Origin of the sequence: Intrasporangium sp. (assembly GCF_032907665.1) — a bacterium.
In the GTDB taxonomy this organism is placed as follows: Bacteria; Actinomycetota; Actinomycetes; order Actinomycetales; family Dermatophilaceae; genus Intrasporangium.
In genome coordinates, this window is the sequence record NZ_JAJJPG010000122.1 from 1 (window position 1) to 9,987 (window position 9,987).

The following is a 9,987-nucleotide window of genomic DNA, read 5'->3' on the forward strand; positions in this document are numbered from 1 at the left end:
GTCGTGGGGTCCTGCTGCTCGCGGTGGGTGGCGGCGTAGACGGCGGCCTGGGTGCGCGTCTCCATGCCCATCTTGCTGAGGACCGAGGAGACGTAGTTCTTCACGGTCTTCTCCGCGAGACCGAGCCGGTCGCCGATCTGCCGGTTCGTCAGACCTTCCGAGACGAGGTCGAGGATCCGCCGCTCGACCGGTGAGAGGGACCGCAGTCGCGGGTCGTGCTCCTCGCGCGAGGCCCACCGCTCTCTCAGGGCCCGGGCGTGGGGGTGGTCCGAGAGGTCCTCGCCGGCAGCCACCCGCCGGATCGCGGCCAGGATGCCCTCGCCGCTCAGCTGCTTGAGCAGGTAGCCGGACGCGCCGGCGAGCACGGAGGACACGAGGGCCTGGTCGTCGTCGTAGGAGGTGAGCACGAGCGCACGGATCCGCGGGTCGATCGAGCGGACCTCCCGGCACACCTCGATGCCGGACCCGTCGGGCAGCCGCACGTCGAGCACCGCGACGTCGGGCAGCAGGGCGGGGATGCGGCGGGTGGCCTCGCGCGCCGAGCCGGACTCGCCGACGACCTCCATGTCCGGTGCGGCCTCGACGAGGTCGCGAAGACCGCGCCGGACGACCTCGTGGTCGTCGAGCAGGTAGACCTTGATGGTCCCCTCCGGGGGCGGCGCCGTCATCTCGTTCCTTCCGGGCAGGCTTCCTTCGGGACGTGCCAGTGCAGGACCGAGCCCCGGGACGACCCGGGGAGGATCTCGAGGGAGCCGCCGTGCGTCCCGGCCCTGCTGCGGAGGTTGACGAGACCGCTGCGGGCCTCCGCCGGGTCGAAGCCGACCCCGTCGTCCGTGACGTCGACGGAGAGGCCGTCATCGCGCTCGACCCGAACGCCGGCCGTGGTGGCACCTGCGTGCCGCGCGACATTGGCCAGTCCCTCCCGGACGACCGCGATGACGTCGGCGCGCAGCTGCTCCGGCAGCGGCCCGAGCCCGCGCGGAACCGTCACGTCGGGCACGAAACCCAGGCTCACGGCATACGACTCCGCGATGGCTCTGAGGACGACGAGGAGGCTCTCGCCCGGGTCCTCGGTGTGCAGCTCGAAGATCGCCTTCCTGATCTGGCGAATGGCGTGGTCGAGGTCGTCGACGGCCTGGTTGACGCGCGCGCGGACGACGGGGTGCTGGGCGAGCGGCACCGCAGACTGCAGGGACAGGCCCGTGGCGAAGAGCTCCTGGATGACGTTGTCGTGCATCTCCCGCGCGATCCGCTCCCGCTCCTCCAGCAGGGCCACCCGTCCCCGGTCCGCCTGCGCCTGCGCAGCGAGGATGGCGACGCCGGCCTGGACGGCGTAGGCCGTCTGGGCGGGCAGCGCGTCCTGTGCGGTCAGGTCGTCGCTCGCATCCCACCCCGTGATGAGCACTCCGTTGCCGCGCGGGCCGGTGCCGAGGGGAACCACCGCCACCGGCGCCTCGGCAGCGAGGCCCAGCACGGCGCGGGCCTCCTCCGCCGGCAGAGCTCGCGAGTCGACGACCCCGCCGGGCACGTGGAGGATCGGCTGTCGCGAGTCGAGCAGCTCCTCCCACGCGTCACCGTCGAAGATGGCACCTGACGGCTCGCCCGCGGGCGGGACGACCACACCCGGGCCTCGGTCGATGGCGCGGATCTCCAGTCGGTTCGCCGCGTCGACGACGGCCACGGCGCTGACGAGAGCGCGACTCAGGTCGCGGACCTGCACGGCCATGAGGGCGATCGACGGGTCCTCCGACTCCCCCTCGAGCAGGGACTGGACGAGCTCGCTCGTCGCCGCGGACCAGCGCTGCCGGATCTCGCTCTGGGACAGGAGGCGGGCGTTGTCGAGCGCGGAGCCGGCAGCACCGGCGAGCGAGACGAGCATCGCCTCGTCCTCGCTCGTGAAGTCGCCGCCGTCGCGCTTCTCCGCGACGTAGATGTTGCCGAAGACGGTGTCCCGGATCCGGATGGGCGCGCCGAGGAGCGTCCGCATGGGCGGGTGGTGGGGCGGGAAGCCCACCGAGAGGGGGTGGGCGGTGAGATCGTGGAGGCGAAGCGGCCGCGGATCGGTGAGGAGCAGCCCGAGCACGCCGTGGCCCACCGGTGGCGGGCCGATGCGCTCGGCCTCCTCGCGAGAGAGCCCGTGCGTGTAGAAGGCGGAGAGGTGGTGGGCGTCGGGACCGAGCACCCCGAGAGCGCCGTACCTGGCGCCGAGGAGGTCGCAGGCCCCGGACACGATCCGGGTGAGCACCTCGGGCAGCTCGAGGTCGGCGCTCAGCGGCCTGATGGCGTCGACGAGCGAGCCGAGGCGGTCGTCCCCGACCGACTCAACCTCCCGCGTGTCGTCCATGTCCGTGCCGCCGCCCTGGACCGGGGCGCGCGACACCGGGCCCGATGTCATGACTCGATCGTATGCGTGACGCCTCGGCGCCGGGCCGATGCGCCGCCACGAGAGCACCTTCGGGACCTTCGGCCCTGCCCCGCCCCGGGAGCCGATGGTCTGCTGGGGTTGTCGGTTGGAGCCAAGGAGGCCATCATGCGCGCACGAGTCGGAGACCGCATCATTCTTGCGGCGGAGCACATCGACGAACCCACCAGAGACGGCGAGATCCTCGAGATCCGTGGCGCGGATGGGACCCCGCCCTACCTCGTGCGGTGGTCGAACGGCCACACCGGCCTCATCTACCCGGGCCCGGGGGCCGTCCTCCGGATCGGCTCGACCGAGTCCCCCGGTGAGCACCGAGAGCACGCCACGCCGGTGAGGACGCAGTCGGTCGCACCGGTGCGGGAGCCCTCGCCCCCGCGGCCACCGGCCTCATCGCCCATCCCGTCATCGGTGCCGGTGACGGCCTCCCGGAGACCCGAGGTCGGGCACGTCCGCGAGTGGAACATCCGGGTCTCGATCTTCGAGTCCGGTGACGACACCAGCGCGAACGTCCTGCTCATCGCGGACTCCCCGGAGCAGCTCAGTGCCCGGGGCACGGCACACCGTTCGTCGCACGACCCGGCGGTGCCCGAGATCGGCGACGAGGTCGCCGTGGCGCGTGCCCTGCGGCACCTGGCCGACAAGCTCATGGAGACAGCCGAGACGGACGTCTCGGAGGTGACAGGCGAGGAGGCCCACATCAGGGCCGTCTGAGCCGAGGCCGCGCGACGTCACCTCGGCGAGCGCTTCAGGGCTCGAGAGCGCTCACGAGCGGGACGCCGGCGCGGTACGAGAGGTGCAGGTGGCTCGGACCGTCGATGACTGCGAGCTCTGCGGGCCCGCCCACGGCGACCCGCCCGTCCAGTCCGAGCGACCTGCCCGACGTGGCCGTCGAGGCGTACAGCGCCTCGGCGGGTGTCATGCCCATCTCCCGCACGGCCAGCGCGATGGCGAAGGGGATCGACGACGAGTAGCACGTGCCGGGGTTGCAGTCCGTGGCCAGGGCGACAGCGACCCCGGCATCGAGGAGTCGGCGCGCGTCAGGATAGGGCGACCGGGTGGAGAACTCCACGCCGGGTAGGAGCGTCGCCACCGTCGTCCCGCGCGCCGCCACCAGCGCCTCCACGTCATCGTCGGTGAGATGGGTGCAGTGGTCGACGCTGGCCGCCTCGAGCTCGCACGCGAGCTGCACCCCGGGGCCATGGCCGAGCTGGTTGCCGTGGACGCGCAGCCGGAGGCCGCGGGCGCGGGCGGCCTCGAGGATGGTGCGCGACTCGTCGCCGTCGAAGGCGTGCGCCGAGTGGGGCTCGCAGAAGACGTCGACGTATGCCGCTGGGCTGGCTTCCAGCCCGTCGGCGAGGAGGGCGTCGAGCATGGGTCCCGTGACGAGGTCGACGTAGTCGGCGCGACGGTCGGCGTACTCCGGAGGGACCACGTGCGCGCCGAGGAACGTCGTGTGCGGCGTGAACTCGCGGGCGATCCGTAGGCATCGCAGCTCGTCCACGACCGTGAGGCCGTAGCCGCTCTTGATCTCCACGGTCGTCGTGCCCTGGGCGCGCATCTCGGCGACGCGGGCCGCCACGAGGGAGCGCAGCTCGTCGTCGGTCGCCGCCCGGGTGGCAGCGACCGACACGGCGATACCACCACCGTCGTAGGGAGTCCCGGTCATCCGGGCCGCGAACTCTGCGGACCGGTCGCCGGCGAAGACGAGGTGCGTGTGGGAGTCGACGAAGCCCGGGATGACGGCGCGACCCGCGAGGCTCCGATGGTCGTCGGCGTCGGGGGCCGTCGCAGCGGGCCCGACCCACTCGACGACCCCGTCGGCGACGACGAGCGCCGCGTCGCGGATGATCCCGAGGAGCCGGTCACCGGGATCGGCGTGCCCGTCGCCCCAGGCGGGGTCGTTGGTGACGAGCTCGGCGATGCCGGTGAGCAGGGTGCTCACGCGTTCACCGCGGTCGCGTTGACGACGCGTTCGATCGTCGAGCCGAGCAGCCGCCCCACGTCGCCGAGCCGGTGCTGCCCGTCGCGCACGACGATGTCGCCCCCGACGACGACGGTCGACACGTCGGAGGCGACGCAGGAGTAGAGGATCTGCTCCGGCGCCGACCCTGCAGTGTTGACGGTGTCGGTCCGCACCGTGACGAAGTCGGCGAGGGCGCCCTTCGACAGGTGGCCCCCGTCGGACCAGCCGAGCGCCCGGTATCCGTTGAAGGAGGCCGCGAGGAGCAGGTCGTTGGGCGTGAAACGGTCCCGCTCGTTGGTCACGAGCCGCTCGTGCATCTCGAGCCCGCGGAGCTCCTCGAACGGGTCGATGACGACATGCTGGTCGGAGCCGAGGGACAGGGGTGTGCCGGCGTCGTGGAGGGCGCGAGCGGGGCCGATGCCGTCGGCGAGGTCGCGCTCGGTCGTCGGACAGAAGCAGGCGCCCGTGCCGGTCGCGCCGAGCAGCTCGACGTCGTGCTCGGTCAGGTGGGTCGCGTGGATCGCCGTGAGGTCGGGGTCGAGGGCGCCGACGCCGTCGAGCAGCTCGGTCGGGGTGCAGCCGTAGTACATCTGACAGGCGAGGTTCTCGCCCGGCTGCTCGGAGAGGTGGACGTGGAGCGGCAGGCCGGCCGCGGCCTCGACGACCTTGGGCAGGTCCTCCTTGCGGACGGCCCGGATCGAGTGGATCGCCGCACCCAGCCGCACCCGGCCGTTCTCGGGCCGGCGCGCGAGCATCCGCTCGGCCCAGGCGTCCACGGTGCCGTCGCTGAACCTCAGCTGACCCGGGTGGAGCTCGACGTGGCCGCCGCCGTTGAGACCGCCCTCGAGGTAGCACGTGTCGAGCAGGGTCATCCGGATGCCGGCCTCGTCCGCGGCCTGCCGGAGCGCGAGGCCCATGGCGTTGGGGTCGCCGAACTTCTTGCCGCCCGGCCGGTGGTGAAGGTAGTGGAACTCCCCGACGAGGGTGAAGCCGGCGAGCACCATCTCGGCGAAGACGGCGCGGGCCAGCGCGAGATAGGTGTCCGGGTTGAGCTGCTCGGCGACCTGGTACATCTGCTCGCGCCAGTTCCAGAAGTTTCCGCCGCCACCGTTGACCCGGCCCCGGAGCGCGCGGTGGAAGGCGTGACTGTGCGTGTTGGCCATGCCGGGCAGCGTGACGCCGGCGAGGACGACGTCGGCGTCCTCCGGGTCTGCGTCCACGAGGACCTCCCGGAAGAGGCCGCCGCTGACGACCAGTCGCACCCGCTTGGCGAGTCCGCCTGTCAGCCAAGCGCTTTCACACCAGAATGAGGTCATGCGTGGAGGTCCTCCGTTTGCGTCCCTGGATCTCGATGGTCGGACGTGCACAGGTCGGTGACGACCGCGGTGAGCGCCGCGACCCCGCGGTGGCAGTCGCCGGGCTCGGCGAACTCGGCGGGCGAGTGCGAGATCCCCGTCGGGTTGCGGACGAAGAGCATCGCCGAGGGAATCCCGTGGGTGGCGAGGATGCCGGCGTCGTGCCCCGCTCCGGTCCCGAGCAGGGGCGCATCAGGCAGTATGCCGGTCAGCCTCCTCACGAGCGAGCCGTCGAAGCGGGTCGGCGCGGTCCACGACTCCTCCTCGTGCGAGCCGCCGAGCTCGCGGACGACGCCGATGACGCCGTCGACCGTGGCGTGCACCGCGTGCTCGTCTGCGCCGCGTGCGTCGAGCCACGCTGTCACGTGGCTGGGCACGGCGTTGACCCCTCCCGGCTCGACCAGCACCTTGCCGACGGTGGCGACACAACCGAGCGCGGCGGCATACGACCTCGTCTGCTGAACGACGGACGCGAGCCCGAGCATGGCGTCGTGACGGTCCTCGAGGCGGGTCGTGCCCGCGTGGTTCGCCTCGCCGGGGATCTCGAGGCGCCAGCGGCCGTGCGGCCAGATCTCGGTGCCGATGGCAACCGCCCTGCCCGGGTCGCTGAGGTCCTCGGTGCCGTCGGGGGCGAGCGCGAGTGCCCGGCCCTGCTCGACGTGGAGCTCGACGAACGCGGCGACCCGACCCAGGGCCTGGGGGTCGGGGCCCATCGTGTCGGGGTCGCGACCCGCAGCGCGCCACGCCTCAGCCATCGTCACGCCGTCGGCGTCCGTGAGGCCGCGGGCGCGGTCGGCCGTGAGCGCGCCGGTGATGATGCGCGAGCCGGCGCAGGCGATCCCGAAGCGCGCACCCTCCTCGTCGACGAAGTTGACGACACCGATCGGCCGGGCGGGCGCGACCCCGGTCGCGGCCTCACGAACGCGGAGGGCGTCGACGGTGGCGAGCGCGCTGACGACGCCGAGCGGGCCGTCGAACGCACCCCCGGCCGGGACGGAGTCGAGATGGCTGCCGATGACGATCCCGGGTAGCACGTCGGGGTCGCCCCACCAGGCCCACTGGTTGCCGGCCCGGTCCTCGGTGAGCTCGAGGCCGCGTGCCGCACACTCGGACGCGAACCACTCCCGCAGGTCGTGGTCGGTGCGTGTCCAGGCGAAACGGTGGTACCCCCCCGTGGTATCGTCACGTCCGATGACGGCGAGCTGGTCCCACATCCGGTCGAACCCGGTGGTCATCAGCGACTCCACCCACTCAACCTAGGCTCCTTCGATGACTCATGACCCGATGACGGACGACGCGATGACCCCTGCCATCGAGGCGATCCGCGCCGCGGGGATCGAGCACAGGGTGACACGGCACGGCCGGGTGCGCTCGCTGGAGGAGGCCGCCGCCGCCCGTGGGATCGAGCCGCGCGACCTCATCAAGACCCTCGTCGTGCGGGTGTCCGAGGGCGAGCACGTCCTCGTCCTCGTGCCGGGCGACCGGACCTTCTCGTGGGCCAAGGTCCGCGCGCTGCTCGGGACGAACCGGATCTCCATGCCCGACGCGGACGAGGCGAAGGCGGTGACCGGGTACGAGAGGGGGACGATCACGCCCTTCGGCTCGGCCACCCGCCTGCCGGTGATCGCCGACACCCACCTCTGCGGCCGCACCATCTCCATCGGCGGCGGCGCGCACGGCGTCGGGCTCACCGTGGCCGGCGACGACGTGGTCCGCGAGTTCGACGCGACGGTGGCCGACATCTCGGACGAGGAGACCCGGCCCACGACCTGAGCCCGCCCTGCCTCCGCAACACGCCCGGCAGTGCGCAGGTCCCCCTGAAATATCAGGGTTGCGTTGATGACTGCCGGGCGTGTTGCCAACGGGTGTCACGACTCCTTCATCGGGACGCGGACGCCCCGCTCGCGCGCGACCCCCTCGGCCCGGTCGTAGCCCGCGTCGACGTGCCGGATGACGCCCATGCCGGGGTCGTTCGTCAGAACGCGAGCGAGCTTCTGGGCCGCGAGCGCTGTGCCGTCCGCGACCGAGACCTGGCCCGCGTGGATGGACCGGCCGATGCCGACGCCGCCGCCGTGGTGGATCGAGACCCAGCTCGCGCCCGAAGCCGTGTTGACGAGGGCGTTGAGCAGCGGCCAGTCGGCGATGGCGTCGGAGCCGTCGGCCATGCCCTCGGTCTCGCGGTAGGGGCTGGCGACCGAGCCGGCGTCGAGGTGGTCGCGGCCGATGACGATCGGCGCGGAGATCTCCCCGGAGGCGACGAGCTCGTTGAAGCGCAGCCCCGCCCGGTCCCGCTCGCCGTAGCCCAGCCAACAGATGCGCGCCGGCAGGCCCTGGAAGGCGATCCGCTCCTGGGCGCCCCGGATCCACGTGTGCAGCCGGTCGTCGTCGGGGAAGAGGTCGAGCACGGCCCGGTCCGTCACGGCGATGTCCTTCGGGTCACCGGAGAGGGCCACCCAGCGGAACGGGCCCTTGCCCTCGCAGAAGAGCGGCCGGATGTAGGCCGGGACGAAGCCGGGGAACTCGAACGCCCGGTCGTAGCCGCCGAGACGCGCCTCGTCGCGGATCGAGTTGCCATAGTCGAAGACCTCGGCGCCGCCGTCCTGGAACTCGACCATGGCCTGCACGTGCTTGGCCATCGACTCGCGCGCCCGGTCGGTGAACTCCTCGGGCTTCTTCTCGGCGTACTCGTACCAGTCCTCGAGCCCGATCCCCTCCGGGAGGTAGCTCAGCGGGTCGTGGGCGGAGGTCTGGTCCGTGACGATGTCGATCGGCACGCCGCGGCGGAGCAGCTCGGGGAACACCGTGGCCGCGTTGCCGACGACGCCGATGGACCAGGCCCGCCGCTGCTCCTTGGCCGTGACCGCCTTGTCGATCGCCTCGTCGAGCGAGCCGGCGACCTCGTCGAGATAACGGTGGTCGACGCGGCGCTGGAGGCGCGCCGGGTCGACGTCGACGATGAGGCAGACGCCCCCGTTGAGGGTGACGGCGAGCGGCTGCGCGCCGCCCATGCCGCCGCAGCCGCCGGTCAGCGTGAGCGTGCCGGCGAGCGTGCCGCCGAAGCGCTTCTCCGCCACCGCGGCGAAGGTCTCGTACGTCCCCTGCACAATGCCCTGCGTGCCGATGTAGATCCACGACCCCGCGGTCATCTGGCCGTACATCGTCAGGCCCAGGTGCTCGAGCCGCCGGAACTCCGGCCAGTTCGCCCAGTCGCCGACGAGGTTCGAGTTGGCGATGAGCACGCGCGGCGCCCACTCGTGGGTCTGCATGACGCCGACGGGCCGGCCGCTCTGGACGAGCATCGTCTCGTCCTGCTTGAGCGTCGTCAGCGTGCGCACCATCGCGTCGAAGGACGTCCAGTCGCGCGCCGCCCGTCCCGTGCCGCCGTAGACGACGAGGTCGTCCGGCCGCTCGGCGACCTCGGGGTCGAGGTTGTTCATGAGCATCCGCAGCGGGGCCTCGGTGGCCCACGACCGTGCGGTCAGCTGGGTGCCGCGCGGGGCGCGGACGGGTCGTGCACCTTCCATGTCACTCTCCTTCGAGCGATTGATGTCGTATGCCGCTGAGCCGGCTCGGCCGGTCGTCTTCAGTTCAGTTGAGGGGGCCCGTGACGGCCTCGACGGCGGCGAGGGCCCGACCGGACTGGACCAGCGCCACCGCTGCCTCGATCTCCGGGGCGAGGAACCGGTCCGTGCCCGCCCCCTCGACGGACTCGCGCAGCGCGGCGATGACGGCACCGGTCGCGGGCGACGGCTGGAGCGGCGCTCGCAGCTCGAGGCCGCGGGCCGCCGTGAGCAGCTCGATGGCGAGCACCCGGGTCAGCCCGTCCACCGAGCGACGGAGCTTGCGAGCGGCGGACCAGCCCATCGACACGTGGTCCTCCTGCATGGCCGAGCTCGGGATCGAGTCGACCGAGGCGGGCGTGGCGAGTCGCTTCATCTCCGACACGACCGCCGCCTGGGTGTACTGCGCGATCATGTGACCGCTGTCCACGCCGGGGTCGTCGGCGAGGAAGGCAGACAGCCCGTGGGACCGGGCCTTGTCGAGGAAGCGGTCGGTGCGGCGTTCCGACATGGAGGCCACGTCCGCTGCCACGATCGCGAGGAAGTCGAGGACGTAGGCGATGGGTGCGCCGTGGAAGTTGCCGTTGGACTCGACCCGACCGTCCGTGGTGATGACGGGGTTGTCGATGGCGGAGGCGAGCTCCCACCCGGCGACTCGTGCCGCATGCTCCACGGTGTCTCGGGCGC

At 72.3% G+C, this 9,987-nt stretch carries 9 protein-coding genes; 2 read left to right on the forward strand and 7 right to left on the reverse strand.

The window, feature by feature from the left end; translation table 11 throughout:
• Both LOY02_RS15265 and LOY02_RS15270 read right to left on the reverse strand, forming a co-directional pair.
• Positions 1–668: response regulator transcription factor (locus LOY02_RS15265; protein WP_317183218.1), on the reverse strand; the 668-nt coding region annotated here is incomplete at its 3' end.
• Positions 665–2,395, reverse strand: coding sequence for a GAF domain-containing protein (locus LOY02_RS15270; protein WP_317183219.1), 1,731 nt, complete (start codon positions 2,393–2,395; stop codon positions 665–667). The genes LOY02_RS15265 and LOY02_RS15270, both read right to left, overlap by 4 nt.
• A 135-nt stretch (positions 2,396–2,530) precedes the next feature.
• On the opposite strand from LOY02_RS15270, the gene LOY02_RS15275 reads away from it, so the two are divergent.
• Positions 2,531–3,133 carry a dsRBD fold-containing protein gene (locus LOY02_RS15275; protein WP_317183220.1) on the forward strand — a complete coding sequence of 201 codons (603 nt, stop codon included), beginning with the start codon at positions 2,531–2,533 and terminating at the stop codon, positions 3,131–3,133.
• Positions 3,134–3,167: 34 nt separating this feature from the next.
• Here the strand turns inward: LOY02_RS15275 and hutI are convergent, their stop codons facing one another.
• The 3 genes from hutI to LOY02_RS15290 are packed head-to-tail and all read right to left on the reverse strand — an operon-like array spanning position 3,168 to position 6,975.
• Entirely contained in the window at positions 3,168–4,364 is a 1,197-nt protein-coding gene (hutI, locus tag LOY02_RS15280) for an imidazolonepropionase (protein ID WP_317183221.1), read from the reverse strand.
• Positions 4,361–5,701, reverse strand: coding sequence for a formimidoylglutamate deiminase (locus LOY02_RS15285; RefSeq protein ID WP_317183222.1), 1,341 nt, complete (start codon positions 5,699–5,701; stop codon positions 4,361–4,363). The genes hutI and LOY02_RS15285 overlap by 4 nt, the downstream gene beginning before the upstream one ends.
• Entirely contained in the window at positions 5,698–6,975 is a 1,278-nt protein-coding gene (locus LOY02_RS15290; RefSeq protein WP_317183223.1) for an allantoate amidohydrolase, read from the reverse strand. The genes LOY02_RS15285 and LOY02_RS15290 overlap by 4 nt, the downstream gene beginning before the upstream one ends.
• A gap of 34 nt (positions 6,976–7,009) precedes the next feature.
• Here LOY02_RS15290 and LOY02_RS15295 point away from each other — a divergent pair, with 34 nt between their 5' ends.
• Positions 7,010–7,513, forward strand: a complete 504-nt coding sequence (locus LOY02_RS15295) for a YbaK/EbsC family protein (RefSeq protein ID WP_317183224.1) — start codon at positions 7,010–7,012, stop codon at positions 7,511–7,513.
• Between the two features lie 95 nt (positions 7,514–7,608).
• On the opposite strand, the gene hutU is transcribed toward LOY02_RS15295, so the two are convergent.
• Complete coding sequence (hutU, locus tag LOY02_RS15300) at positions 7,609–9,264, reverse strand: urocanate hydratase (RefSeq protein ID WP_317183225.1); 1,656 nt, start codon at positions 9,262–9,264, stop codon at positions 7,609–7,611.
• 64 nt (positions 9,265–9,328) lie between these two features.
• Positions 9,329–9,987: aromatic amino acid lyase (locus tag LOY02_RS15305; RefSeq protein WP_317183226.1), on the reverse strand; the 659-nt coding region annotated here is incomplete at its 5' end.

Excerpts from the sequence above, each read along its gene's own strand:
- LOY02_RS15270 (WP_317183219.1), bottom strand. The coding sequence starts at position 2,395 with ATGACATCGGGCCCGGTGTCGCGCGCCCCGGTCCAGGGCGGCGGCACG.
- LOY02_RS15275 (WP_317183220.1), top strand. The coding sequence starts at position 2,531 with ATGCGCGCACGAGTCGGAGACCGCATCATTCTTGCGGCGGAGCACATC.
- LOY02_RS15285 (WP_317183222.1), bottom strand. The coding sequence starts at position 5,701 with ATGACCTCATTCTGGTGTGAAAGCGCTTGGCTGACAGGCGGACTCGCC.
- LOY02_RS15290 (WP_317183223.1), bottom strand. The coding sequence starts at position 6,975 with ATGACCACCGGGTTCGACCGGATGTGGGACCAGCTCGCCGTCATCGGA.
- LOY02_RS15295 (WP_317183224.1), top strand. The coding sequence starts at position 7,010 with ATGACTCATGACCCGATGACGGACGACGCGATGACCCCTGCCATCGAG.
- hutU (WP_317183225.1), bottom strand. The coding sequence starts at position 9,264 with ATGGAAGGTGCACGACCCGTCCGCGCCCCGCGCGGCACCCAGCTGACC.